The 26,732-nt window shown below is 60.2% G+C and carries 24 protein-coding genes; 13 read left to right on the top strand and 11 right to left on the bottom strand.

Annotated elements, in window-relative coordinates; genetic code table 11:
• Window positions 1-2 precede the first annotated feature (2 nt).
• The 7 genes from X756_RS154300 (at window position 3) to X756_RS1000000167320 (ending at window position 5,357) form a co-directional block, all read left to right on the top strand.
• Complete coding sequence (locus tag X756_RS154300; protein ID WP_023687791.1) at window positions 3-764, top strand: TIGR04290 family methyltransferase; 762 nt, start codon at window positions 3-5, stop codon at window positions 762-764.
• Window positions 757-1,689 (top strand): beta-xylosidase, encoded by a 933-nt coding sequence (locus X756_RS154295; RefSeq protein WP_023681092.1) that lies wholly within the window; start codon window positions 757-759, stop codon window positions 1,687-1,689. The genes X756_RS154300 and X756_RS154295 overlap by 8 nt, the downstream gene beginning before the upstream one ends.
• Before the next feature lie 15 nt (window positions 1,690-1,704).
• Window positions 1,705-2,853 (top strand): glycosyltransferase, encoded by a 1,149-nt coding sequence (locus X756_RS154290; protein WP_023729535.1) that lies wholly within the window; start codon window positions 1,705-1,707, stop codon window positions 2,851-2,853.
• An 8-nt stretch (window positions 2,854-2,861) separates the two neighbouring features.
• A complete protein-coding gene (locus X756_RS154285; protein ID WP_245260259.1) occupies window positions 2,862-3,839 on the top strand; it encodes a GNAT family N-acetyltransferase in 978 nt (325 codons plus the stop codon).
• The gene (locus X756_RS154280) at window positions 3,739-4,746 is read left to right on the top strand and encodes a class I SAM-dependent methyltransferase (RefSeq protein WP_245264478.1); all 1,008 of its coding nucleotides are present in this window, start codon (window positions 3,739-3,741) and stop codon (window positions 4,744-4,746) included. The genes X756_RS154285 and X756_RS154280 overlap by 101 nt, the downstream gene beginning before the upstream one ends.
• Window positions 4,747-4,819: 73 nt before the next feature.
• The gene (locus X756_RS154275; RefSeq protein ID WP_023691451.1) at window positions 4,820-5,038 is read left to right on the top strand and encodes a hypothetical protein; all 219 of its coding nucleotides are present in this window, start codon (window positions 4,820-4,822) and stop codon (window positions 5,036-5,038) included.
• Window positions 5,039-5,180: 142 nt separating this feature from the next.
• Entirely contained in the window at window positions 5,181-5,357 is a 177-nt protein-coding gene (locus X756_RS1000000167320) for a hypothetical protein (RefSeq protein ID WP_023704587.1), read from the top strand.
• Here the strand turns inward: X756_RS1000000167320 and X756_RS154270 are convergent, their stop codons facing one another.
• The 5 genes from X756_RS154270 to X756_RS154250 form a co-directional block, all read right to left on the bottom strand.
• Window positions 5,358-5,921, bottom strand: coding sequence for a sigma-70 family RNA polymerase sigma factor (locus X756_RS154270; protein WP_023681087.1), 564 nt, complete (start codon window positions 5,919-5,921; stop codon window positions 5,358-5,360).
• A 624-nt stretch (window positions 5,922-6,545) separates the two neighbouring features.
• On the bottom strand, window positions 6,546-7,517 hold the full coding sequence (locus X756_RS154265; RefSeq protein ID WP_023712239.1) for an amino acid ABC transporter permease: 972 nt from the start codon (window positions 7,515-7,517) through the stop codon (window positions 6,546-6,548).
• A 19-nt stretch (window positions 7,518-7,536) separates the two neighbouring features.
• Window positions 7,537-8,817 carry an FAD-binding oxidoreductase gene (locus tag X756_RS154260; RefSeq protein ID WP_023691452.1) on the bottom strand — a complete coding sequence of 427 codons (1,281 nt, stop codon included), beginning with the start codon at window positions 8,815-8,817 and terminating at the stop codon, window positions 7,537-7,539.
• Between the two features lie 144 nt (window positions 8,818-8,961).
• Window positions 8,962-9,780, bottom strand: a complete 819-nt coding sequence (locus tag X756_RS154255) for a transporter substrate-binding domain-containing protein (RefSeq protein ID WP_023729538.1) — start codon at window positions 9,778-9,780, stop codon at window positions 8,962-8,964.
• A 299-nt stretch (window positions 9,781-10,079) separates the two neighbouring features.
• Complete coding sequence (locus tag X756_RS154250) at window positions 10,080-11,282, bottom strand: MFS transporter (RefSeq protein ID WP_023691454.1); 1,203 nt, start codon at window positions 11,280-11,282, stop codon at window positions 10,080-10,082.
• A gap of 176 nt (window positions 11,283-11,458) precedes the next feature.
• Between X756_RS154250 and X756_RS154245 the strand changes: the two genes are divergently transcribed.
• The 4 genes from X756_RS154245 (at window position 11,459) to X756_RS154230 (ending at window position 14,629) form a co-directional block, all read left to right on the top strand.
• Window positions 11,459-12,370, top strand: coding sequence for a LysR family transcriptional regulator (locus tag X756_RS154245; RefSeq protein WP_023729539.1), 912 nt, complete (start codon window positions 11,459-11,461; stop codon window positions 12,368-12,370).
• A gap of 289 nt (window positions 12,371-12,659) precedes the next feature.
• A complete protein-coding gene (locus X756_RS154240; RefSeq protein WP_023667962.1) occupies window positions 12,660-12,863 on the top strand; it encodes a hypothetical protein in 204 nt (67 codons plus the stop codon).
• Between the two features lie 223 nt (window positions 12,864-13,086).
• On the top strand, window positions 13,087-13,341 hold the full coding sequence (locus X756_RS154235; protein WP_023699977.1) for a hypothetical protein: 255 nt from the start codon (window positions 13,087-13,089) through the stop codon (window positions 13,339-13,341).
• 313 nt (window positions 13,342-13,654) lie between these two features.
• The gene (locus X756_RS154230; RefSeq protein WP_023729540.1) at window positions 13,655-14,629 is read left to right on the top strand and encodes a L,D-transpeptidase; all 975 of its coding nucleotides are present in this window, start codon (window positions 13,655-13,657) and stop codon (window positions 14,627-14,629) included.
• Window positions 14,630-14,717: 88 nt separating this feature from the next.
• Here the strand turns inward: X756_RS154230 and X756_RS154225 are convergent, their stop codons facing one another.
• From X756_RS154225 to X756_RS154205, 6 genes are all read right to left on the bottom strand, one after another.
• Window positions 14,718-16,688 (bottom strand): adenylate/guanylate cyclase domain-containing protein, encoded by a 1,971-nt coding sequence (locus X756_RS154225; RefSeq protein ID WP_198020009.1) that lies wholly within the window; start codon window positions 16,686-16,688, stop codon window positions 14,718-14,720.
• A 90-nt stretch (window positions 16,689-16,778) separates the two neighbouring features.
• A complete protein-coding gene (locus X756_RS154220) occupies window positions 16,779-17,588 on the bottom strand; it encodes a FecR domain-containing protein (RefSeq protein ID WP_023729542.1) in 810 nt (269 codons plus the stop codon).
• A gap of 11 nt (window positions 17,589-17,599) precedes the next feature.
• Window positions 17,600-18,817: a tetratricopeptide repeat protein gene (locus X756_RS154215; RefSeq protein WP_198020010.1), complete on the bottom strand. Its 1,218-nt coding sequence runs from the start codon at window positions 18,815-18,817 to the stop codon at window positions 17,600-17,602.
• 537 nt (window positions 18,818-19,354) lie between these two features.
• Window positions 19,355-20,542: a magnesium transporter gene (locus X756_RS154210; RefSeq protein ID WP_031238117.1), complete on the bottom strand. Its 1,188-nt coding sequence runs from the start codon at window positions 20,540-20,542 to the stop codon at window positions 19,355-19,357.
• Between the two features lie 202 nt (window positions 20,543-20,744).
• Window positions 20,745-20,900 carry a hypothetical protein gene (locus X756_RS1000000168710; protein ID WP_023681074.1) on the bottom strand — a complete coding sequence of 52 codons (156 nt, stop codon included), beginning with the start codon at window positions 20,898-20,900 and terminating at the stop codon, window positions 20,745-20,747.
• Window positions 20,901-21,044: 144 nt separating this feature from the next.
• Window positions 21,045-21,761, bottom strand: a complete 717-nt coding sequence (locus tag X756_RS154205; RefSeq protein ID WP_023691463.1) for a pentapeptide repeat-containing protein — start codon at window positions 21,759-21,761, stop codon at window positions 21,045-21,047.
• Window positions 21,762-23,093: 1,332 nt separating this feature from the next.
• Between X756_RS154205 and X756_RS154200 the strand changes: the two genes are divergently transcribed.
• Together X756_RS154200 and X756_RS154195 are read left to right on the top strand one after the other, a co-directional pair.
• Window positions 23,094-24,542, top strand: coding sequence for a TolC family protein (locus tag X756_RS154200; protein ID WP_023729545.1), 1,449 nt, complete (start codon window positions 23,094-23,096; stop codon window positions 24,540-24,542).
• Window positions 24,543-24,579: 37 nt separating this feature from the next.
• The gene (locus tag X756_RS154195; RefSeq protein ID WP_023729546.1) at window positions 24,580-26,712 is read left to right on the top strand and encodes a type I secretion system permease/ATPase; all 2,133 of its coding nucleotides are present in this window, start codon (window positions 24,580-24,582) and stop codon (window positions 26,710-26,712) included.
• Window positions 26,713-26,732 lie beyond the last annotated feature (20 nt).

Here is a 26,732-nt window from a genome sequence, read left to right on the forward strand (position 1 = left end):
CCATGCTGCATTCCCATGCCGAAATCCGCCGCCGCATCGATGCGCTCGGCCCATGGTTCCACAACATGGAACTTGCCGGCGTCGAAACCGCTCCCAACCATTTTCTGGGCAACTACCCGCTGATCAAATGGCGCAAATTTGCCAATGCCATTCCCGCTGATCTGACGGGCAAGGCGGTACTCGATATCGGCTGCAATGCAGGATTTTACTCCATCGAGATGAAACGGCGAGGTGCTGACCGTGTCCTCGGCATCGATTTCGATGACGCCTATCTGGCCCAAGCTCGCTTTGCGGCCGAGGTTGCCGATTGCGAGATCGAATTCCAGAAGCTTTCGGTCTACGACGTCGGCTCGCTGCGCGAGACGTTCGATGTCGTGCTGTTCATGGGGGTGCTTTACCATTTGCGCCACCCCTTGCTCGCGCTCGACCTGATCCGCGAACATGTCGCCCGTGACCTGATGATCTTCCAGTCCATGCAGCGCGGCAGCGCGGATCTGCCCGAGTTGGAAGAAAACTATCATTTCTGGACGCATGACCTGTTCGACCAGCCGCAGTTTCCCAAGCTGCATTTTATCGAGCACCGCTATGCCGACGATCCCACCAACTGGTGGATTCCAAACCGCGCCTGCACCGAAGCGATGCTGCGCAGCGCCGGTTTCGAGATCGTTCTGCACCCCGAGCAGGAGGTCTATTTCTGCCGCGCAGCCGGGGACCCGGCCGGCGGCGGCGCCATCTACCCCTCGAAAGGACAGCTCCATGATTGAAGCCGCCATGATCTGGAACGAGCCCAACAACAAATCGCATTGGGACCCAGAGCTCGATCCCGATTGGAGCCGCTTTGCCAGGATGGCGATCTTGTCGGCTGACGCAATCGCGTCGGAGAACCCGTCTTTGACGAAAGTACTCGGTGGCATCTCGCCGATAGATCCGGGCTTTATCACCCGCATGAAGGAATTCGGCGTGCTGGACCATGTCGATGCCGTCGCCGTGCACGGCTTTCCGCTCGACTGGAACCTGTGGCAGATCCACGAATGGCCACAGAAGATCGGCGAGATCGCGACCGTCACCAACCTTCCCATCTGGGTCAGCGAAGTCGGCGTATCAACCTTCGGCGCGGAAGAAATCCAGGTTTGGGGGCTCAAGCGCACCGCTGAGTTGCTGATTGGCAACGCACCACGCATCCAGTGGTACAGCCTCTACGATCTTCCGCGCGAATGGGAAGCAACGACGCGGCATCGCGAGGCGGAGGGCTCTTCTTACTATCGACATTTCCACATGGGGCTGCTGCGCCAGGACGGCACGCCAAAACCAGCGCTGGAGGAGTTCCTGCGCTACTCGCCCGCAATGGGGCTGGTGCAGTGGTTTCATTTCGAGGACCCCCGGCTGGACGATGCCGTCGCCTGGATGAAGCGGCTGGGCGTCACCAATATGCGCACGGGGCTTTCCTGGGCAGACAGCTTCCGGCCGAACGCGCTGGACTGGTTCGACCGGCAGATGGAGGCACTCGCCGATTTCGACGTGACGGTCACCTTTTGCTTTACACCGCAGCATCGGGGAATGATGCCCCACCACACCAGCCCGCCACTGGTGCCGGAGGAGTTCGCGGAATTCTGCGCAACCATGATCCGCCGCTATGCGCCCGGCATGACGTCCGCTTCGCTCCCGACGCGGCGGGCCTCGGCAGCGTGAAAGTGTCATGCTGCCATGCATCAGACGCCTGACACATTGGACGAATTAGCGGCATCATCGACAGGTGGTGCGGCATACGGGACCGAGGCGCAACCAGCCGCGGCGCTCACTATCCTCAATGTCGCCTACCCTCTCGCACCCGTCGGACCCGATGCTGTCGGCGGTGCCGAACAGGTTCTGTCGATTCTCGATCGGGGGCTGGTTCGCGCCGGCCACCGCTCTATCGTCATTGGCTGCCGCGGCTCCAGCGCGAGCGGTACCCTTATGGAAATACCGGCTGAAGACGGCGTGCTCGACGAGGCGGCGAAGAGCCGCGCGCAGCAGGCTCATCGCAAAGCGATCGCCGCTGCCCGCGCCCGATGGCCGGTCGATGTGGTCCATCTGCACGGCATCGATTTCGATGCCTATCTGCCCGACGATGGCCCGACCCTGGTGAGCCTCCACCTGCCCTTGGACTGGTATCCGGCCGAGGCTCTGCGACCGACGCGCGACGACCTGTGGCTCCATGCGGTCTCGTCCACCCAGCAGCAAACGGCGCCACCAGGGGCCAGACTGGTGGCGCCGATTCCCAACGGCGTTGACATCGAATCATTGAACCTGGTGCAGCCGAAGCGAGACTTTGCCCTGGTTCTCAGCCGGGTCTGCCCGGAAAAGGGCATTCACCTGGCCCTGGACGCGGCCAAACAGGCGGGCGTGCCCCTGGTCATCGGCGGCAAGGTCTATCCCTACAAAACACATACGCGCTACTTTCGCGACGAGGTCCAATCCCGTCTTGATGCTCGCCGCCGCTTCCTGGGCCCGCTCGGTTTTAACGCCAAGAGGCGCTTTCTCAACGCAGCCCGCTGTCTGGTCATTCCAAGCCTCGCCGCCGAGACAAGCTCGCTTGTCGCCATGGAGGCCCTCGCCTGCGGTACCCCGGTGGTCGCATTCCCTAATGGTGCGCTTGCGGATGTCATCGAGCACGGCAGGACGGGCTTTCTCGTCAACACAGTCGACGAGATGGCCCAAGCCATTCTTGCGGCGCCCAGCCTGGACGCCGAGGCGTGCCGGGTTGAAGCGCGGCGGCGGTTTTCGCTGGAACGGATGATCTCGTCGTATATAGCTGCCTATCAGGCCCTGGCACAACTTGGCACCGATCGCAGGCGCTTCGCTGCGGCACCGTGAGAAAAGCAGTGTTGCGCAGCGAAATCATCGATGACCCCGTAAAATTCGATGCCTTGACACCGCACTGGTGGAAACTGTGGGAGCAGAGTTCCTCTGCGACGCCGTTCCAATCCCCCGCCTGGCTGGTGCCATGGTGGCGCGCATTCGCACCCGGTGAACTGGCGACAGTCGCGGTCTGGCGTGGCGGCGATCTGGTCGGGCTGGCGCCACTCTATCTCGAGCATGGAACGGCCGGTTCGAAGCTGCTTCCGGTCGGCATTTCGCTCAGTGATTATCTGGACATCCTGGCTGTCCAGGATATCGAGGCGGCGGTTGTCGCCACCATTGCCGAAACGATCTGCTCGGTCGGGTGGTCACAATGGATCTTGTCTGATCTGCCGCAAAACAGTGCCGGTCTTACGATCGCGCATCCCGGTTTAACGGTCGAGAGGCCGGCAATTCATGCAGCCTGCCCCGTGCTTGCTGTTGCCGGCGACGAAACGTTGGCCGGCTGCGTTCCCGCTCGGCGCAGGCGCCAGTTGCGCCGGGCGCGTCAAGCGGCGTCCAGACGCGGCCGGCTCGCGTTGGCGTCAGCCCGGGGCGATCAGAACTTCCTGAACCAATTGATCCGCCTGCACCATGCACGCTGGGTTGGACATGGAGGTGGTGTATTGGCCGACCCCGCCGTGCAGCACTTCCATGGGCTTTCACTTCCCTTGCTCGATGCTCACGGTCTGGTCCGATGCTGGTTGCTCGCGATCGATGGCACGACTGTCGCCGCCTATTACGGATTTCACCACCGCGGCCGCGCCTATGCCTATCTCGGCGGCCTCGATCCTGCTTATGCCGAGGAGAGCCCAGGTGCGATCCTGATCGGCCACGCGATCGCGGAGTCGATCCGCGAGGATGCGCGCGAGTTCGACTTCCTGCGCGGCCAGGAAGCCTACAAATATGGCTGGGGCGCCGTCGACAGGTGGACGATGCGGAGGATCTGGACGCGGAGTTGATGTCATGAGTGTGCACGCGCAGCGCCGGACATCGGTCAGACGGGCGGTCGAAGGTTGTGTGGCCGATGGTGCCTGCGCCGAAGCTGTTCTCGTCAGGCTGGCGCTTCACCTGCCGCCCACAATTGAAGCGGCGGAATTGGCGGAGGTCGTGCTGAAAGTCCGTCCGGCGAATACCGGCGATGCTGAAAGACTGCGAAAGGTCGCTGGACTGCTGCGCCACAAACCGGGCGTCCTTGCCACTTTGCGAGCGACAGGCGGCGCCGTTCGGCATGAACGCGGTAACGGCGAGACGGATATCGCCGTGGTCAGGAGGCTGGCCTCGAGTTTTGATGCCGCGGCAGCAATTTCGACCGCGGCAAGTGTCCAGTTAGGATCCCTTGGCGATGACGAGCGGCTGACAGCCATGACCGACGAAATCGTTGAATGGCTCGAGGCGCGAGAATTCACCGGAATTCAACGAGACATTCTCGACATGGGTTGCGGCATCGGACGTTTCGAGCGCGCGCTGTTCAATTCCTTCAAGCGGATGGTCGGCATCGACATATCTTCGCGGATGATCTCTATCGCCTCCGAGCAATGCGCAGCGCTCGGCAATGTCGAACTGCGCCAAACCTCCGGTCTCGATCTGGCCGACTTCGACGACGACAGTTTCGATTGCGTGTTGGCGGTCGACAGCTTTCCCTACCTGGTCCTGGCCGGCATGGCTGAGCGGCTTTTCGATGAAATTGCGCGCGTTCTCAAACGGCCGGGCCGGCTCGCATTGCTGAACTATTCTTATCGCGGATCGCTTTCTTTGGACCGGGCCGACATCGGCCGTCTTGCGCAAGCTCACCAATTGCGGGTCATCATCGACGGCGAGAAGCCGTTTCGGTCATGGGATGGCGACGCCTTCCTGCTTGCTGGGTGAGACGGAACATTACAGCGCGATGCCGGTTCGGGCGTCGGCACCGATCGGTGTCCTGGATTCGAAGGAGGAGATCATGGCATCCGGCGGCAAAAAGCATTTCGGCCAAGGCAGCCAAGGCAAAGGTGCCGGCGCCGGCGCAATGACCACCTTGGACAAGGACAAGATCGAAGAAAACGCGGTTTTGTCCAACCGCGACAGGAAGCAACATAGCCGAGAGCGCGGGCTGGACGGCAATCGAATCAAGTCCGATCAATTTCAGGATCACGCCGCAAACCGGTTGCTGAAGGACTGACGCCACCGCGCCGCGTCTTGCCGCGGCACGGAGGAAAAACTGTGCAAGGGCCGCCGGTGAGCCTCTCGGCGGTCGACAACGCCTTGTAGTGCCGAGCGCTCATCATCAGACTTGGATCTAGGGATGCTATCAAGAGAACGTGATGTCTCATTCGAGCGACGATACCACGGATCTGCTTGTCGAGATGGCAGTGGATCGGGAGATTGCTTCCCTGCTGGCCGCCATAGAGCAGGAAAAGATACCGGACCGCCTGTCCAAGCTGGCGATCGAATTGCAAAACGCTCTCGTCGAGAAGCGTCGGCGAGACGTGAAGAGCTGACTATCTGCGGTTGTCGACCTCTATATCGAGCTGACCATCCGACAGCTGATTTCGTCTCTCTATCAATGTCTGCAGAGAGCTCTCCCCGAGTAGCTCAAGGATGTTGGCGCGGGCACGGTTCAGCCGGCTCTTGACCGTCCCTACCGCGCAGCCGCAGATTTCGGCGGTTTCCTCGTAGCCCACTCCTAAAACGCCAATCAGCATCAGCACCTCGCGCTGATGTTCGGGCAGCTTTTGGATGGCGCCGTGAACTTCCTTGCTCTGAACGGTCCATTCCTGGGTAGCTTCCGAAATCGGTCTCGAAGACGCGCAGTCGAGAAGGCCTGGCGCTTCCCGTGCAGCGATCTTGATCCGGGTGTAATAGGTGTTGCGCATGATGGTGAAGAGCCACGACTTCATGCGTGTACCGGGTTCGAACTTGTCGATGTTGGCGAGCCCTTTGGTCAACGTTTCCTGCACCAGATCGTCGGCATCGTCTGGAACGCGGCAGAAGGTGCGCGCGAAAGCCCGCAGGGCAGGTATCAGATCAACGATGGAAACGTCATTGGTTTGTTGGTCGGCCAAGAGATAGCCTCCGGATGACAATGGTCCAGCTCCCAGAAGAAAGAGTGAATGAACGAAGCCAGAGCTAAATGCATGGAAGTTTGGTTCGTTCCCGCCGTTGGAAACAACTCTTCGAAAATTCCACCGGGCGCGAACACGCCGACTACGGTCTTCCCCCAAACACGCCCACTTCAAAGGAACGAAACACCATGCCGAGCTTCATTCCCGGGAAGCCTCGCCGGTGCGTTTGGCTGTGCAGGGTATGGACCGAGTCGTGCGGCTGGTAACGCGCAAACCACTGCCTGACAAGCCTATTGGCGAACCACGTGGCGAACTCGGCTCCATCGATACATAGCGATAATGGTTGGCCCGGAGACATGTTAAAGTCGTTAATTTTGTTAACTTATTGGCGCGGGTGAAATCCAGCAATCGGTCGTAGTTGCCGGGCAGTCGGCCAACGAACATGCTCGTCCAGCACTTGCTCTATTCTGCCCTCCGATCGGGCTAAGCCGATGAAATACCGGGTTGATTTACCCCTCACGACGTCGCCGAAAGGCATGCTGTCGCGTACAATCTGCAGCTGCTCTCCGAAGCTGGCTGTTGCGGTGCTGTGCAACTCGCTTTGGCGAAGATCACGGATGACGATCAGCGCTTGAGTGAGCGCCCGAACCGGTCCTCGATCCGCGACTGAAGGAACTCGAGCCCCATCGAGAGCAGCCAATAGATCATCGAGGCGGTGATGAGCATCTCGATGTGGCGGAACTCGGTCTGGCCCTGCGTGCGTGCGAGATACATGATCTCCCAGACCCCGACCACCGAGACCAGCGAAGAATCCTTCAGCATCGCAATGAACTGGTTGCCGGTCGGCGGCACGATGACGCGCATCGCCTGCGGCAGGATGACCAGGAACATCGTCTGGTTAGCGCTAAGGCCGAGTGCCGTAGCACCCTCGGTCTGGCCGCGCGAGATGCTTTCGATGCCGGCGCGGAAGATCTCGGTCATGTACGCGCCGTAGCAGAGCGACAGCGCCATGATACCGGCCGGCACGGCGCCGATCACGTAGCCAATCTGCGGCAGGCCGAGATAGATGATGTAGATCTGCATCAGCAACGGCAAGCCACGAAACAGAGAGGTATAGAAGGTCGCCAAGCCATAGACCACGCCGTTGCGGGAAAGTTTGGCGATGGCGCCAACGAAGGCGATGAGGGTGGCAATGGCGATCGAAATGGCCGAAATGTAGAGGGTCGTCACCACACCCTTCGAGACGAGGAAGCCGATCTTCTTGGCGATGAACGCGAAGGACAAGTCGAAGGAATAGAAAAACAACATTAGCAACACGAACAGCTCTATCCAGACTGCCACAATCTGCTGTTTGCGGCTGAGATACCGCAGCGCGTTCCAGTTCGCCACCAAGATCAATGCGATCAGCACCGCCGAGACCGCCCGCCCGACGTCCGGGTTGGCGGCGAGCCACTCGACGGACCACGGAACGAGCTTGCCGAGCCAACTGGCTTTGATGCCGAGCCCATACAGGCCGGCGGCGATGGCGGCGAGCACGAAGAACACGCCAACGCGGCGCGCCGCGTCCGGGTGGTTGAGCAATAGTCGGCCGATCACGTCTTCGATCTCCCTGCGGTCAGCGGGCCCGCTCGCGCCACCAATCCTGCGCCTGCAGCTTCCAGTAGGTGAGTTGCGCAACCGCAAGTCCAGCCGGGCCGCCCGCCCAGGCAAGGCCGAAGGGTGTGAACAGCCGGTAGCGGTCCGATTGTCCCAGTATGGCTTCGGCGATCAACTTGCCGGCGATCGCCGTGGTGTTGATGCCATGGCCACCAAAAGCCGTGAGGTACCAGACGCCCGGCTGCAACGGGCCTATTTGGGGCATCATGTGCCGGGCATAAGACATGAGCCCGGACCAGGCGAGTTCGGTCTTGAGGTGTTCGAGCTGCGGATAAGTGGTGACCATCTCACGGCGCAATTGCCTCCCCAACACGCCCGATGAGGCTGCCCGGGTGGTGATGCGCCCTCCCCAGAGCAGCCGCCTGCCGTCTTCGACAACACGGTAATAATCGCCTGCGCGACGGTTATCGCCGACGGCGTCGGTCGTCGTAATCGCCTTGGCGATGAGGTCAGGCGCCTCCTCGCTCACCATAACGTAGGTGGCGATCGGCAGGAATGCCCGCTGCAGCCGACTGACCAGTGGCCCCGTATATCCGCCGGTGGCAACTACGGCCTGGCGGGCGCGCACTTCGCCGCTGTCGGTACGCAAGATCTTTTCGGCGCCGTCAAGGTTGGCTTCAACGGCAGCCGTTCTCTCGTATATCCTGCCGCCCAGCCGCTCGATCTCGCCAGCAACGGCGCGCAGATAGTTAAGCGGATGCATGTGGAAGGCGCTGGGATCGCGCAGGCCTTGGTGGTAGCGATCCGAATGCAGCACCGCTCGCACCTGGTCGCGATCGAGATAGTCGAGCCGATAGTCGAAATCCCGCGCCAGTTGCTCGGCATATGCCTTGAGCGCGGCGCCACCATCGTGGCGAAGCACGCTCAATATACCGGAGCGCGGCTCTGCCGCCTTGATGTCGAGATCGCGGATCGTCTGCCGCACGAAGTCGACGCCTTCGATGGACAGGCGGTGCAGTTTTTGTGCCGCGTCGACGCCGGCCATCGCGGCGATGTTGTCGGTGCCGGTGGCGAAACCGGGATTGACGAAGCCGCCATTGCGACCGGAAGCGCCGAATCCTATCCGCTGCGCCTCAAGCACGACGACCTGCTGGCCGGCGCGAGCCAGTTGCAACGCCGTCGTCAGGCCGGCCAGTCCGCCGCCGACAACGACTGTCTCGCACTCGGAAACGCCGCTCAGCGGCGGCCTGATGGTGTTGTCGGCAAGCGTGCGTCGGTAATAGGTGTCAGGACATGTCATGATCAATACGATAAGGTGGCGGCACTAGAGCATTTTGCAGGCAGGCGGAGCCGCCCGGTGTCGTGGAAATGCGGCTGAAACAAAACAGATGGAGCGGGATGTTCAATTGAATGCACCCCGCTCAAGCTTTATCCACGATGCCTCTCAGTCAGAGCTGTAATCCTTGCCGTACCACTTGGTGGTCAGTTTCGCGAGGGTATTCATCTCGTCGAGAATGCCGCCGATCTTGGCATTCCACTCGGCATCACCTTTTTCCGCGATCACCACCAGTGGCTCACGGAAGGCATAGCCGCCTTCCAGGACACGCAACGGGTAGCCGTTCTTTATCGCGTTCTGAGCCGTCTGTTCTGGTGCGATGACCGCGTTGAGGCGCACGCCGTCGCCGAGCCTCAAATCGTCGAACGGCAGCATTGAGTCAGCGAAAGTCCTGATCTCACCGGGCTCCAGCTTGTATTCGATGGGCGGCAGGCCGGGAGCATCGATCTCGAGTTGTCTACGGATGAAATCCTCCGACGTGGTGGCGGTCTCGACGCCGATGATCTTGCCGTTCAGGTCGGCGACCGATTTGGCCGGGCTGTCCTTGTGAACCACGTAAACGTAGGGGCTATAATAATAGATGCCTTCGAAATCGATCACCTTGGCCCGCGCTTTGGTCGGCGTCACCGAGCCGACACCCAGATCGTAACGTCCCTGCCAATGGCCGCCCGTCATCGTCGCCCAGTCCGGCGTATCGAAACTGACCTCGACACCGAGGCGCCTTGCGATCTCTTTCGAGACGTCTATGTCGAAGCCGACCAACTGATTGCTGTCGTCCAGGAAACTCTGCGGCGGCCAACCGCTGTTTGTGGCGACCACCATTGCCTTCTTCGAGGTAACCCGGTTGATGGTTTCACCCGCCGAGGCCGCAGACGCGAACGCGAGCGTGGTAGTGGCCAAGGCCAGCCACGCGATCAATTTCCTCACTTGAACCTCCCTCTTCATCGTCATTCAGACATATGCTTCCCAGAGCGCGCTCCCGTAGAGAAACAGCAATTGAGAGCGCGGCATGAGATCGATCTCATATCAGCACACATATCGACGAGGGGATCAAGTCCTTTTTCAAATAGCCAGTTGTCCTCCGGGGGCGCAAAGCATCGGCACCCGCACGGTGCGGCGGAACCCGCGTTTGATGTGACGCGCGTGACTTTCAAGACAGAGGAAACGAAGATCTACTTCAACCTATCACATCATTGCCAGATGGGCGGCACAGGATGGCTTGCTGTCTACGAGTTTCCGATGTTCCGGTTAAGCATGGGTGCGCGGCACACCGGCAGCAGCACCAGCAGGATAATGGCGGAATCGACCCAGAGGACCCTGTTCACGCCCATCGTGTCGACGATCTGACTGGTCGCTAGGGTACCCACGGAGATGGCAAGATTGAAAGTGAAGCAGTAGATGGCCGTCGCGGTCTCCGCGCTTTCTGATGCTGCACTCAGCACCCACGTCTGCAGCGTAATGGGCGCCGCGCCATACGCGAAGCCCCACACCAGCAGCAGGATGGTTCCTGTGAGCGGCGTGACCCCGAGCAACGGGAAAAGAGCCAGCGTGGCCCCGAGCCCAATGACGACGCAGGCCAATGTGCGACCGACGGATTTTGCGGCCCAGACGCCTGCGACGGCGTTGCCAATCATTCCGAGAATGCCATACCCCAACAGTAGCCAGCCTATGCTCCCTGCAGTGACGCCCGAGACCTCCAGCAACACCGGGCTCACGAAAGTGTAGGCACCGTAGTGGGCAGCCACCAGCAGTGCGGTCGCAACCACGCCCGCCAGAAGGGCGGGATTGCGCAATTGCGCACGCAGGGCTTTCACCTCCACAGGCTGCGCCGCCTCCAGCTTCGGAAGCACAAGCAGGGCGGCGAGCAGTGTGGCAAAGCTCAGGCCGGCGAGAGACCAGAACGCGCCGCGCCAGCCGACTAGATCACCGATGATCGTGCCGGCCGGCACGCCCAGCACCGCAGCGGCACTTACACCGCCGAAGACAATAGTCATGGCGCGCGGCACGGACGGTCCAGGAACAAGGCGTACTGCGATGCTCCCGGCTATCGCCCAAAAGCCACCGATGGTGATCCCGACGAGCAGCCTGGACGCGAGCAGAACGGGAAAGTTCGTTGCGAGCGCTGAAATCACGCTCGCTGCAGCCATTACCGCGAGCAGGCCCGCCATCAGAATACGCCGGTCGAGCCTCCCCACTGCCAACGGCAAACCGATAGAAGCGAACGCCGCAATTACGCCGGGTATCGTCACCGTGAGACCGCCACTCCCAATAGAGACATTCAACTCGGAAGAAATTGCCGGAATCAGCCCCACAGGGAGTTGCTCCGCAGTGATCATCGAAAAAATACCCAGCGATACAGTGAGCACGGAGAGCCACATGCGAAAAGTGGCTCCCTGTTTCTCCCGAAGGGCTGCTTTGGTCAGAGACATGATCACCTCCAGCCCGCGAGAAGGCACTCGACGCCAACGTTTCGGGCAAACGTTAGAGAGACGGATCGGGCAATTGATCCCGGCCTGGTTTCAGATAATCTGTCCACTGCGGATTGATAATCGAGGGAGATATGGATGGTGAATTCACGAAACGTGAATGAAAGAGGTGATTGCAGTTGGACCGGCTGACCAGCATGACCGTGTTTGCCAACGTCGTCGGTGAAGGCAGCTTCGCTGGAGCGGCCAAGCGGATGCGACTATCGCCAGCGGCCGTGAGCAAACATGTCCAGATGCTGGAAGAGTGGCTTGGCGCACGCCTTCTCAACCGGACGACCCGGCGCATAAGCCTGACAGAGCTCGGCGCCTCCGTCTACGAGCGCAGTCTGCGCATAATCGAGGATGTCGAGGAAGTTCGTACGAGCGCGGCCGAGAGCAAGACACGTCCCACCGGCTCACTGCGTGTCAGCGCGCCGATCTCCTTCGGCGCGATGCACCTTGGGAGAGTCGTTGCAGAATATCTCGCGGTCTACCCGGAGGTGTCGGTTGAGTTGGTGTTGGACGACCGTGTGGTTGACATCGTGGAAGAGGGCCTGGATGTCGCGGTACGCATCGCTCCACTCACGGTTTCCAATCTGGTTGCTCGCCGAATCGCGCCTTCACGCGAGGTGGTCTGCGCTTCGCGCGATTATCTGGACAGACGCGGGCGTCCCACAAAGCCGTCGGATCTCCACGACCATGATTGTCTGGACTACGCGTTGCGCGCCAGCCGCGGAAAATGGCGGTTCGACGGACCAAAGGGGGAAGTGGCGGTAAAAATCACTGCACGGATGACGGCAACGAACGGGCAGCTCCTGCGCGATGCGGCGCAGGGTGGAGCAGGCATAGTACTTTGCCCCACTTTCCTTGTTGGAGAAGCCATTCGTTCGGGCCAACTGGAGACAGTGATGCCCCAGTTCAAGCCGGTAAGCCGGTCGATCTACGCGATGTACCCGTCAAGAAGGCATCTTTCTGCCAAAGTTCAAAGCTTCGTGACGCTTCTCGCCGCCCACTTTGGTGAGAACCCACCTTGGGACAACTTTGGACCATGACGACTGGAATGTTGAGCCCAGAGGCCGCGCGCACTTGCACGGCCTTACTGTGCATGGGACCAGCACCCAGGGCCAAGGGGCGGTGCATATCGAGCCGTCCAGCACCTTTTCGAGACTGAAGCATCCGCTATTTGCCGACGGTCAGTCGCTGAGGCTCAATCCACCGCCCATCCTAAGCGCCGCCACAGCGCGAGTTGTAGCATCTGCGGTGTCTCTGGTTCTCTGCGGCTACCGGCGGAACGGGTTGTAAGCAGGCGCGTTCCTCCAGCGTCAAGCTTGGAGAACATACATGGATGACGAACTGCGCCTGAAGTTACAAGAGCTGAGCCAAAGCATGCAAACGCGAGCGGCCGAACTTTCGACGCTCGGCGGCAGCGCAGACATAAGTACGGTGATGTCGGGGATCGCCGTCGCTCTGGAGGCGCTACTGGTGATTGCCGAAGAGATGAAAACGCCACGTTCCGGCCCTTCGGTCCTGCCCGACGCTACATGAACATCTCCGATCGTTTGGGAGAGGCTCCTGAGCGAGAGCGCCTACCGCTCACCAGCAAATCGCTCGCCGAGGAACTCGGCTTTAATCGACATTCCGGGTTGGAGAGTGGAGAGCGCAATCTACTCGGTGGAGTACTCTAGTGGGGTGAGCGTCGGTAGAATGGATTTTGCGCTCGACGATGCCTTTTGGGTAATCGAGGACGGCCTTAGGACGGAGGACCACGATGGCTTGGATGGCCGCAATTTGCCCTATCACAGATGAGCAGGCACTCGTTAATTCGGAGACAGTTGGCGACATCCGGGAGTTTCGCTGTCCGAGTTGCGGCGACTTCAAAATCACGAACTCGGCCACCGCGATGTTCAAAGGCCTGTCGGCAGAACAGAAGTTGGAGCGCTTCGAATACGCTAGAGCAATCGCGGGCGACAACGCGATCACAGTGACGACGGAACATGGATCTATCGATACCGAAGATCAATAGAATACCCGCCCGATAAGCCGGTTCCCAGCGCATCTCCTCACTTGCTGCCCTGAGACCATTTGACTGCCGGTCCAGGTAGTGGGCAGTTTGAAGGTAGAAGCTCACGTCAACATGGCCAGACCATTTTTACACTGCCGATCTGCGCGGCCAGCAACGCCTCTCGTGAGGGGCAAGGCATGGGCATCAAACGTCTCGGACCGGTCGGCAGCGTAAGGCTGGTTGCCTATGATCCCCTACCGGCGAATGGAACCAGATCTGCCACAGCGCGTCATAGAAGCAGATCAGGTGCGATTTAACGTAAGGAGTGAAATCGATGATCAGGCTCCTTCTCCTCCTCGCCATTGCACTCGCCTTCGCATGCGGCGGGACGGAGGCGGCCAAGCTGGACCTAGCCGCGGTAAATCAGGCGCAATTCTCCGCCGGCGATCCGAAAGGGCTCGATCCTGCCGTGCTGAAGGCGCAAATTTTTTTGGATCGTGCGCGCTTCTCACCGGGGCTCATCGACGGCCGCCTTGGAGAGAACTTCGCCAAGGCGGTCAAGGCCTTCCAGGCGTCGAACGGACTGGCGCCAGATGGCAAGCTCACCCAGGCGACTTGGGACAAGCTGATGGCAACCTCCACCAGCCCAGCTCTGATCACCTATGAACTGACCCGCAAAGATGTACGCGGCCCCTTCACCAAACGCATTCCGGGGCGCATGGAGAGGATGGCTCGCCTGAGAAGGCTTGGCTATCACGACTCGATCGAGAAGCTGGCGGAGCGCTTCCATGTGAGCGAACCATTGCTCAGGAGGCTAAACCCAGGCACCGGATTCAGGAAAGCTGGAACCACGCTGCTGGTACCAGCTGTTGGCCGGGGTGAACCTCCCGCCACCATTGCCGGCGTCGAAGTCGACAAAGGCGCTCATCAGGTGCGCGTGCTCGACCCCTCCAATAAAGCGCTTGCCGTCTACCCTGCCTCGATCGGGAGCGACGAGAAGCCGGCACCAAGTGGGCAGGCAGAGATCCAAAGGGTGGTGCACAACCCGACCTATCACTACGATCCCGATTTTGCATTCAAGGGAGTCAAAACCAAGCGGCCCTTCACCATTGCTGCCGGCCCTAACAATCCCGTGGGATCAATCTGGATCGACCTCTCCATCGAAAGCTACGGCATTCACGGCACGCCCGAACCCGGCAAGATCGGGAAGACCTTCTCTCACGGCTGCATCAGGCTAACGAACTGGGATGCCGAGGACCTCGCCTCAATGGTGCACAAACATATGAAGGTGACTTTCAAGGACGAGTGACGCAAGCCGTCGCATCCCTCGATGGTCGCCGAAACGAGATGTCCGTCTGTGCCCGTGACAATCGCATCTTGCGATCCGCTGGATCCGATCAGCGGATGCTCCGGGTTCGGGGTGTCAGGTCAAGCGGCGCCATTTGCACGGATGGCGGCGAACCAACCACCATGGCGGGGGCGCCAGATTGCTCACCACGTTGGCTCTCTACTTCGCGGCTCATACCTTGTTGAGCAGCTTGCATCTCCGGAACGGTGAAAACCGGCACCTCGCCCTTGAAACCCTGGAGCTCAAAGGCGCCCGCCTGGACGACCGGCATCGATGCTCCTGCCGCAAAGCCGGGTCCAAGCACCAGGGGGATGCCCAGCTTCTTGGTCGTCGATTCGAGCCGTGCCGCGCGGTTCACGGGGGAGCCGATCGCGGTGTAATCGAAGCGCCGTTCGGAGCCGAAATTGCCTACCGAGCAGATGCCGGTCTCGATGGCGACGCCGATTTCGATGGAGCGATGGCCATCCGCGGTGAAGGCGGCGTCTTCGCGCCTCACCCGCTCGATAAGGGCCAGGCCCGCGTCGAGCGCACGCTCACGATGATCGGGTTGATCTAGCGGTGCGTTCCAGAAGGCCAGCACCGCATCGCCCATGAACTTGTCGATGGTGCCGTCGCGCTTGAGGATCTCATCGGTCGCAATGCCGAGGAAATGGTTGACCACCTTGGAGATCTCTTGGGTGTCGAGCTGTTCGCTCATGGTCGTGAAGCCACGTATGTCGCTGATCAAAATGGTGATCTCGCGCTTCTCGCCGGACAGGATTGCCTCGGTGTCCGAGCTTGCGAGGCGCTGCACCACGGAGGGCGACAGATATTGGGAGAACTGTCGCGTCAGGGTGGACCGGCGCTGCTCGCTGCGCCTGTAGAGGACATAGCCTTCGAAGCCCGCAACCATGATGGTTGCAAGCGCCGGCTGCAGCGGGTCATAGAGTGCACCTTGCAGGCTGTACTCGAGAGCGCCGAACACGAACGGCGTGACGGCCAGCAGCGCCAGGGAGAGGGCGCCAAGCACGACACGCCCGGCGAGCACTCCGGAAACCCCGATGAAAACGACGGCACTGAGGAGAAACCAGAGCCGCTCGAGCATACGCGCGTGCGCTGGCTCTGCCAGGAAGCGCCCGGCAAGCATCTGGCCGATCGCATCGGCGTGGATCTCCGCTCCTGGTCGCGCTGGACTCGTCGGCGTGGGCAGGTACTGCGTCAGGCCCACAGCCGACAGGTCGACAATGGCGATGGCGTCCCGCAGCCGCGGATCGCCATGGCCCGAAAGGATAGTGCTGGCAGACAGGCGAGGCGTGTCGGTGGCGGTTTCCCAGAGGCGGATGCTCCCCTCCGGCTCGAGCGGCACAATGGCGCCTGCCATCCTGAGTGCGTCGAACCCGGCTGCATTCATCCGGGCTGTGTAACCGTCCTGTCCAGCGTAAAGGCGCAGGAGCTCGAGTGCGAAAGACGGCCACAGCTGCGCGCGTTGAGGGGTGTTGCGAAGCCAGAGCAGCGGCACATGGCGCAGTACGCCGTCGGGATCGGGCAAGGTGCGAATCACGCCTAGGCCTGCGGCGGCGTTCGAGAATTCGGCAAGCGACCCGGTAAGACCGGTGAAGCCGGGAAGTGTATCGGGTACTTGCCCGACGATCGACCAGCCGGCTTTGGGTTCTGCTTCTGAAACCGTCGCTTCATTGCCCAGGCTGACGGCAAGAGCCGTTCGATTTTTGGACAGCGCCGCTGCCAGGCGCTTGTCTCCGGCCATGCCCTCAGGCGAGGTGTCAGCCTCGGGGAGTACCAGCGCAAGCCCGACCACCGCCGCGCCGGATTGCGTGATGCCATCGACCAGATCGGCCAAGAGGCCACGGTTCCAGGGCCATCGCCCATGTGCCTTGAGGCTGTCGTCGTCTATCGAGACGATCACGACAGGATTGCTCGTCGCCTGGCGTGGGGCGAGAAACTGATAAAAGTCGTACGTCCGCTCACGCAGGCGCGACAACGGCCCGTCAAAAGCCAAATGGCAAGCGAGCAGCAGGAGCACGACCAAAAGGCCGGATATTTTGCGCCTGCCGGCTTGCCGCCAATCAGCCCAGCGCCTACCGACCGAGTGGCTCATCTCGTGCAGCCAGGCCTAATCGCAGTTGTAATAGTAGCAGCAACCCTCACCCTCACACTCGCCCCGCCGGCCCCCGCTGCCCGCAGGTGGCGTTGGGCTGTCAGGGAATTCCATGACCACTCCTGGCAGTGCGCCGTCCCTGGACCCGCAGACTTTGAGCGAGGAGCCTAGAGCCGACGTACAAATTGCGCTTACGTCCAACCCAGGACCCGGTGCGCCCGGCAGGCCGGTTCCCGCTATCCGGTCGATACTGTCCAAGATCGGGAAGGCGTCGATGCCGCCGTAGCCGGCCAGAAGCTTGCCATCGTCCGACGTGCAGGCGTAGCCCGGGTTCGTGATGACCAGCCGTTTGCCATTGATCGTGCAGGTCATGCGGCCGGCGCGCAATATGCCGACGGTCTGGCCGGCTGCCACCAGCACTTCGATGATGCCGCCTCTCGCTCCGAGCACCATGTGCGGCGTCGCAACCTGCATGACGCCCCCTTTCGAAACCTGGCCGCCATAAAAACGTGCCAGGCCGCTGTTCATCCCGATGTCGATCTTTCCCGACCCGGAGCCCGGATTGTAGACGAACTCATCGATCGTCAGGCTGGTGTTTGGACCAATTTTGGCGCTCGATTCATCCCGGAACACCAGCATTCCGAGACCGGTGGGATTGCTGCGCAACTGGTCGCCGAGTTCGACGCCGGCGCCAACGTTCATCGTCCCGCCGTTATTGCGGACGATGATGGTCTGATAGGCCGTCATCGACCCGACCGTCTCAGCAGCGGATGGTGCCGCGAAGGCGAGGCAGGCGATAAAAATGACGATCTGATGATGCCTCATCGCGGCCTCTTTCAATTGAGCGTCAACGTATAGCTCATGAGCATTTCGAACGATTTTCGGTCGCGGTTGGCGAGGGCGAAGTTGGTTTTGCGATAGGCGAGATCAACGCTGATCTTCTGCGCTTCCGTCAGCTGAAAATCGCTTTCCGAGGCAATGCGCCAGAAGTCGCTCTTGATATTTGTGCCGATGCCGACGGACAGATCGGGAGTGTCGCTGTGGCCGGCCGATAAGGCGATCTGGTGCGACCATGCGAAAAGATCCGGTACCTTCATCAACAGGCCGCCATAGCGGACCTCGCCCGTATAGCTCCGGCTGATTTCGCCCGATCCGGAAGCGAAGTCATTCGAGCCGACAAAGCGCAAGCCGAGCGCCTGGCCATTGCGGAAGCGGTAGCTGCCGCCTGCCTCATAGAAGACCCTGCTATCCGCGAAAATGCCTTGCGAGGCGCTTAGATCGATGTAGCCGCCACCGGCGAAGAGCGTCGTCTCGACCGTCGGGCGAACGACGAAACGTCCACTGAGGCCGATACCGGTTTCGTAAATATCGCTGTCGAAACGATCCGTAACGGTGAACGCGGAAAGCAGCAGGCGCAGCGAATCGATCCCGCTGTTGGGCAGTCCCTTGTCCCAGGTAATCGCTGCGTTGCCGTGGATAAAAGTCTTCTCGCCACCCGGAACCGACAGGTCTTCCGTGAAGAGACGCTCTGTCGCGGTCAACGACCCCGAAAGAACGAGCGCGTCGGCACTTGGCGTGCCGAGGTCCCACCGCACAAAACCTTCCGCCTGCCCGTAAGGCGAGACGAAGCTGTCGTCGTCCTGCGCCCCGCCTGGCTCAAAATCGGTGAATGCGCTGAATACGCCGCCGGTCAGGGCGAGTTCCCAGGTGACGCCACGCAACGCGCGCTCGATGCGGGCGAGCAGGCGAACAGCTTCCTGTTGCTCACTTGCGGTCAGACCTCCGACTTCGATGCCGTACTGCACCTGCCGCCGGGCCAATTCATAGGACCCGACATGATAATATAACCGGCTGGCCGCAAGCCGGGCGCGCGCATCGCGCGGGTATTGGATCAGATACTGCTCGATCGAGGAGATCGCCTGATCGTATTGCCCAGCGTTGACCGCGACCGTGACGAATTGGGCGAGCGTTCCATTGTCGGCCGGACTGGCGATGCGGGCCGCAAACGCATCGTCATAGGCCCCAAAAAGACCTTGTGCGCCGGCCGGCAACACGCCGGCACAAAGCAGCGCTGCGGCGACGCCGAAGATCGTTCGAAACGAAGATTGCATGCCGAGAACCCACCCCAAACCCGACTAGTGCGAGGGATTTAGCACGACTGCAAGAAAAAGGCGACTGAACGGTCGCCTGACTTATGCGAGTCCTCAGCAGCTGTTGCAGCTGCGCAACAAGATATCGGGTTTATTCCTATTCCGGCTGCGCTGATTGTCAAAAACTCTTCTCAACATTGCTGCACGTGATTGAAGTATTTGGCCCAAGGCTTAACAAACTCAAATCTCATCAGTAGTGGATCGCACAGCCGAGAAGATTAATATTGGGTGGGCGATTCTGCGTATCTGGTCACCAGGCTTCAAGGTGACCCACGGCTTCTCCAAAGGCCTTCCGTCGCGTTTCGCAAGGGGCCGGAGAGCTGCCGAAAGGTGTTCTCACGACGCGTGTGCGATTCGGCCTGGGTCTTGCTATTTCTTCAAACGCGACGAGGTCAGCTTGTTGCCTCCGACTCCAGGGGACGGGTCAGCGGACGCAGCTTGCTAGAGCACGAGCATGGTTGCCAGCCCCAGCATCAGGCCCATGCCTACAATATCGGTCACGGTGGTGAGGAAGATCGCCGAGGCGACCGCCGGATCGGCGCCTACCCGGCGCAGGCCCAACGGGATCAGCACGCCGGAGATGCCGGACATGAGGCACGATCCGGACATGGCAAGCAGGATCACAAGTGCCAGCATCGGCGCCTGCGCCGCCGACGCCGGTTGCCTTGAGGCATAGAACCACATCGCCGCAGCCGCAACAACGCCGACGAGCGCGCCGTTGGCGGCCGCGAGCGCGCCCTCTCTCATCACCAAGTGCAGCTTCGGTCGTTTGTCCACATCCCCCAGGGCAAGGCCACGCAGCGTCATAGCCAGTGCCTGGCAGCCGGTGTTTCCGCTCTGCCCGGCCAAGACTGGGAGAAACGCCGCCAGAGCGACGATCTTCTCGATCGTGCCTGTGAACGAACTGACCACGAACGCGGCCATGAAGGCCGTCAGGAGATTCAACTGCAGCCACGGATGACGCTTCAGGAAGGCTGAAAACAGCGGCGTAAAAGAGCGCTCCTCCTTCTGGAGGCCGACCATCTGGCCAGACTGGGCGGAAATCTCGATGATTTGCTGCTCGAACAAGCGCCAGCCGCGAACCTGCCCAAGCAGCCGGTTCTCCGCATCCACCACCGGATACACAGGGTAGTGACGCCGTACCGCCGCCTTGCATGCGTTACTCAAAGAGAGACCGACATCAAGAGCGAACGGCCTGGGCAGCATGATGTGATCGACAATCGCGTCGGGTTCGCTCAGCATCAGATCGCGCAGGACCGCCAGGCCAACCAGTTTATTGCCCTTGTCCGTGACGTAGAGATAAGTGAGCTCGGTCGGCACCTGGGCGCCTCTGACAGCTTCCACCGCGGCAGCAACCGTCGTCCCGACAGGAACGCTGGCGGGGATCGGGTCCATCACCTCGACGAGCGACTCGGGGATCGCGAAACCCATGTTACCATCATGAGAGCTGATGGGCCGCATATGCAGTGGCAAATGCTCGGCCACCTTACGGGCGTGCCCGTCAGGCAACAGCTTTAGTGTGTCGCGGATGAACTCGGGAGACTCTCTAGCGAGCAATTCAGCTGCGTCATCAGGTGCTCGAGCACGCAGCGTGCGCACCAACTTCTGAACGCCGGTCTCTTCGTTCATATGATATGGCCCCCCAATTGAACGTGAAAAAGTTGTGAAGTATCGGATCGCACCGGGGCGGAAATACGACAGCTTCTTCCGGCCCCAGCAGTCCGCCTTGTGGTTCTCGCAAGCGCCGCCTGCACGCTCCTAGCTTGAGAAGACAAAGCAGACGTCTACATTTTGGGCGTGCCCTCGTCAGGTCAGCATGCGAGTGTCCGCGCTATTTCCCTCGCTTTTCAACCTTTAGATTTGGGAGGTCGGGTCGCTTGGATACCACACCGGCCTCCTTCAAGGCGGTGTATCCAACCTTTTTGAGGAGCTTCTCTGTTTTGGCGCGCTCCTTGTCCAGAGCGGTATCACCTTTGACCTTGGGCATCCGTCCTCCATTTGGTCGTTGTCGTTCGCCGGTAAATGAGATTGCCGGAAATGTCCCGCAGTGTCGTGCTTTGACCCGCGGCCGAGGACTGAATTGAGGCGCTTTGCCGCCCGGCAGCCTTTGGGCGGGAAGCGGACGGGCGGGCTATTCCTGCTGGAATTGACAGGGCCAATTTTCTGGCCTCGTCATGCCAGAAGGCAACTCGGTCCGGGCGTCCCCGCAAGCCATGTTGAGCTGCCACTGGGACAGACCCGCCGAATTGGATAGATCGAGGCCCTCGATACGGGTCAGAAAGAAAAAAGCGCCCTCAAAGTCTATCGGTGCGGTGAACTTCGCTCCTCGGAAGTCCGCCCGCGCGAGATTGGCAAACGAAAAGTGGCTGCCGCTGATATCGGCGTCATGGAACTGCGCACGCCCCAATTCCGCCTTTGTGAAATCAACATTGACCAGATTGGCGTCCTGGAAATTCGAGCGCTGCACTTCCGCGCCCGTAAACACGGCGCCCTGCGCGTCCATATGGCTGAAGTCGGTCCTGTACGCCTCGATTTTGTCGAACCGGGCGCCTTTGGCGGTCGAGCCGGCCAGGGAAGCGCGCACAAGCGTTGCCTTCTCAAAATTTGCCGCAAGGAGATTGCTGTTCCTGAGGTCGGTCGAAGTGAAATCAACACCGAACAGGTTTGCCCCGCTCAGGTCCTGTCCTTCTAGGATGAGAAGCTTTTTGTCACACTCCTGCCAATTGACGCCAGGCGTCGCGGCTGCGTAGCAATCTTGAGCGGCGGTGGCGTTTTGCCAAGCCAATACAGTGCAAACCGCCAGAACCAAGCCGGATCCGCCGTAAGCTCTGGTTCGTCTCAAAGTCATTGTCGCTGGACCCCTCTGCTACTCGTCGACAATCAGCCTTACCACATCTGCTGACACTCGAGCCACGGTAACGACCGCCGTCACAGTTGCGCATCAACGATCCGCCGATAGCCAGCAGCAGCTTGCGGAACTCATCGAGAGGTGGGGAAAGGCTTTGACGGCAGAGCGCTTTTTCGCGGATGCGATCACAAAACAAAGAGTTCGGCGTAAGCCGTGAGTTATTGGTGGGCCCGGAGGGCGAACGGAAACTGTTGATTTTGCTGAATTTTGGTGGGCCAAAATCTGAAAGGTCCCGTATCATTCCGTATGCTCCCGCGACCCCAAACTGCCGACCATAGCTGACCTCGTTTTGCAAACGTTGGGAGACAGGGTCCAGAACGGCGGAAATGGGGACGGTTGCAGATCGGCAGCTGCGGCAACAGCGCGCGACCAGCCGACGGTCTAGCGCCTCGATATGCCGATGAGACTTGGGAAGTAACAAACAAGCGGCAGCTTGCAGGCAGTTGTAATCGGTGGAATGGATTTACGAGTCGAGGCGCCGGACCAGGACGGGCTCACTTGCCTCGAGTTCAGCCTGTTGGAATGGCGCGGAAGAACGAGTAGCGGTATCTAACGAGCCGGCGGCCCCTCGATGTTTGACCGCTCGTCCTGCAACTCTCGTATGTCGTCCCGCAAAGTGGTGGCGCTACCGACCACTTCGTTCCGCATCGTTTAAACAGCGTATGACTCGTTACAGTCAAATTTTTTTCTGAGCTGCGAAAGGCCGACACTAGAACCGTCAAAAAATTACGCTTTTGATTTTAACGGAAAATCGCCGCAAGAAATATTTTGAGGTTTCACCAGCTATGGGATCAATCGAGCGATTTTTGGACCTTGCGGCATTCGATGGCCTACCGAACCGCCTCAAAAAGTACCGTCACCTCTTCGGTTGACCCACCCGTTGATCGGCCGTCATACGAGCCCTATGCTGGCACGCTGGCCTATCCTGCCGATTGTAGCTGCCAACCAAAATGTTGTCGGTCACCTCGCTGAAAAAGTACACCCAGAAATAGTCAAGCCATCAGGAGCAAATAGGTCATAAGGTGGCCTTGCGGTCCTCCTTCCCGGAGCGGTTTCGCTTGCCTGTTCAAACTCGGACGGCTGTTACCCAAAAACCGCAGTGGGTATTTTATGTGCCATTTTTGCGACATTCTATAGAATTTTGCTTGAATTCAGCGTTTTAGCGGTCACTAAATCAATAAGTGCTCCCATATTTTGCAAATTTGTGAACAATCACGGTTGAGTTGTAACGCCTGGCAATAATGGCGCAGGGGAACGTTGGGGTGGGGTGAAATGAATACGACATCTATGTCGGCGATAGGCAAGCGCCTCGGCCTGCTGACGACGGTCGCCATATTGAGTTGTGGGAATGCTCACGCGCTCACTCTCCAGGAGGCGATGGCGGTTGCGGTGGAGTCCAACCCCGAAATTGGCCAAGCGATCGAAAACCGCGAAGCAATCGAATTCGAACTACGCCAAGCGAAGGGACTTTATCTTCCCAGCGTCGATGTCGAGGCGTCGGCGGGGGTTCGTCGTCTCGACAATTCCTCCCGGCGTTCGCTGTCGATAGAGGATGACGCGCTCTATCCAGCGGAAGCCGATGTCGTTGTCACGCAGACGCTTTATGACAGCGGCGCAAGGCGGGCGGAACTGAACCGTCAGGCGTCGCGGGTCGACGGTGCATCGTTCCGGGTGCTGGAACGGTCTGAATTCATTGGACTGTCTGTCGTCCAGGACTATCTCGAATACATGCTGCAGGCTTCGATCGTTTCAGAAGCGAAGAAGAATCTGGGCTTTCACCAGGCAATCCTCGGCGACATCCGGCAAGGTATTGCAGGCGGCGCGTTGAACGAGGCTGATCGCCAGCAGGCCGAGGAGCGGCTGTTCGCTGCCAAGGCACGTATGCAGGAGGCGACCGAAGAACTGGAGGCTTCCAAGATACGGTTCTTCAAGACGGTCGGTAAGCCGCTGACCAACGCGTCAAGGCCAGGCGATGTCTCGAGCGCGCTGCCAAGGTCGCTCGACGACGCGCTAGGGCTGGCGCGACAGAACAATCCGCGCGTCCACATGGCCAACAGCGATATCGACGCCGCCGCCTCCCTGGTGGATGCGGCGCGGGCGAAATTCGGGCCCTCCGTCATCGCCGAAGGCCGCGCCCGCGGCGGCTATGACATCGACGGCGACGATGGCGACGCCAGCGACCTGCAGGCGCGGCTGGTGGTGCGCTGGAACCTCTATCGCGGCGGCATCGACAAAGCCAACGAGCAAGAGCAGGTCCGCCGCACCAGCGAGCAGCGCCTTGTGCTGCACCAGGTTCTGCGCGAGATCGAGGAAGCCGTCCGTACGTCATGGGATCGCCGCTTCCGGCAGGCCGATCTGGCAAAGACATTGAAGCTTCAGGCTGCCGCCAACGAAAGGCTGGTGGCGTCCTATCGCGAGCAGTTCAAGGTCGGACAGCGCTCGCTGCTCGACGTGCTCGACGCGCAGAACACGCGGTTCAACACAGCTACGCTTGCCGACACCGCATCCTACGCGTCGCTTTTCGCGCAGTACCGGCTGCTGGCGGCAACCGGGCAGTTGCTGAAGACCATGAATCTTCAGCCGGCAAAACAGGCCACCGCCTATGCCAAGGCCGAGTTCAATGCGCCTGAAACGGCCGACACCGAAACGTATGCGCGCACGCCGTCGGAGCAGACGAACGATCTGCCTTTCGACATCCTCGCACCGGTAAGAAAGAAGTAGGAAGGTCAAGGACGAACGATAGTCCTGCGGGCCGATCGTGAACCCACAACCCAAAATCCTCTCCCCAAAAGAGGCGTTCAAGGCCTGCTTCTCCGCTGTTGCCGGGTACCTCGGCAGGCCGAGTTCCGAGACCGTGCTGTTTGCCGGCGTGCCGCTGTCAGACACCCGCATCGATATCGACGCCATCCGGCATCTTGCCGAACGCATCGGTCTTGAAATCACGGAATTCAGCCATCGCGACTTTCTTCGCGGACGCATCGACCTTCCCGCCATTCTGTTTCGCGTCAGCCAGTTGCCGGTTGCGCTGCTTGCCCAGACCGAGGACGGTGGATTTACGACCGCTCCCCAGGAAGACGGGCGCACGACAATTAGCAAATCCGAGTTTTCCGGAAGTTATATTAGTGGCGGCGTTTCCTTCTCGATAACCTATGCCAACGCAGTAGAGGCGACGAGCGTCGGTTCGGCGGCCAAGATCGAGCGGCGACATTGGCTGACCGGCACGATGGGGCCGTTCTGGCGCACCTATTCGAAGGTCATCCTGTCGGCGGTATTCATCAATCTGCTGGCTCTTGCCTCACCGATCTTCACCATGAACGTCTACGACAGGATCTTGCCGAACAAGGCGATATCGACGCTCTGGGTGCTGTCGATCGGGATCGGCGCGGTCATTCTGTTCGACCTGCTCTTGAAGACCGCCAGAGCGTCACTGATCGACTATGCCGGGCGCAAGGCCGATCTTCGCATCTCCTATATGCTTTTCGAGAAGGTGCTGAACTCGTCCTTGTCGGCAAGGCCCGGCTCAACCGGCGAATATGCAAATCGGGTGACCCAGTACGAGTTCGTGCGCGAGTTTTTCACGTCGAACACCATCAGCGTCTTCATCGACACAGCCTTCGTCTTCGTCTTTCTTCTTGTCATCTATGCGATAGGCGGTTGGCTGGTCGTCATACCGGCCATTGCCTTTGTCGCCTCGGTGATCGTCGGGCTGATCACGCAACGGCGCATCGGCAAACGCGTTGCCGCTTCCATGAACGAGGCTTCGCAGCGCCAGGCCCTGCTGGTGGAATCCATCTCCACGCTGGAAACGATCAAATCGCTGCGGGCAGAGGCGTACCTTCTGCGAAAATGGGCGGAGCATTCCAAGAACGCATCCAACACGTCCGAGAAGATCAAACAGCTTTCGGCTGCCGCCGGCAACATAACGCAAGCCATCCAGCAGATGGTCACCGTCGCTTTGATCGTGGCCGGCGCCTATGCCTTTTCGGAAGGGCATGTCTCGACCGGCGCCATCATCGGCACCGTCATGCTGGCGGGCCGGGCGGTGGCCCCGCTTGGGCAGATTGCGATCACCTTGTCCAGACTTCGCCAGGCGATGCTGTCCCTGCGAATGGTGAATTCGATCATGGCGCAGCCTGAGGATCGGCCGGACACGGTTGGTTTCGTCAACCGCCCCATTCGCAACGGTGCAATGGCATTCAGGAATGTCGGCTTTGTCTACCCGGGTTCCGAAAACGAAGTGCTGACCGGCCTGAATTTCTCGGTGAAGCCCGGTGAGCGGATTGGCATCATCGGCCGCATAGGCTCGGGAAAGACGACCATGGGGAGGCTGATCGGCAGGCTTTTCCTGCCGACCTCCGGCGAGCTGCTGCTGGACGGGATCGACATCCGCCAATACCACCCATCGGAGGTTCGCGCCGCGGTCGGGATCGTCGCGCAAGCCAACGATCTATTTTCCGGCACCATCAAGGAAAATCTCCTGATGGCGTGCCCGGAGGCGACCGATGAGCAGATCGTCGAGGCGGCCAAGGCTGCCGGCGTCGACGACTTCGTCTCCCGCCATCCGCGAGGCTACGACATGAATGTCGGCGAGCGCGGCACCAATCTCTCGGGCGGTCAGAGGCAGACAATGGCAATTGCCCGCCTGTTGCTGACCAAACCGAAAATCGTGTTCCTGGACGAGCCGTCCGGCTCGATGGATCTGGCTTCCGAGCGCCAGCTGATCAAGCAGCTCAAAGTGGCTTTCGATCGCAACACGACCCTGATCGTATCGACGCACCGCTTCAGCATGCTCGAGCTGGCCGACCGCCTGATCGTCATCGAGCAGGGCAAGATCGTTGCCGATGGACCGAAAGACCAAGTGATACAAGCGCTGCAGAAAACAAGCGCCTGACGAACAGAATTATGCGTGAA

The sequence above is a fragment of the Mesorhizobium sp. LNJC405B00 genome, from assembly GCF_000502615.1.
Taxonomy (GTDB): domain Bacteria; phylum Pseudomonadota; class Alphaproteobacteria; order Rhizobiales; family Rhizobiaceae; genus Mesorhizobium.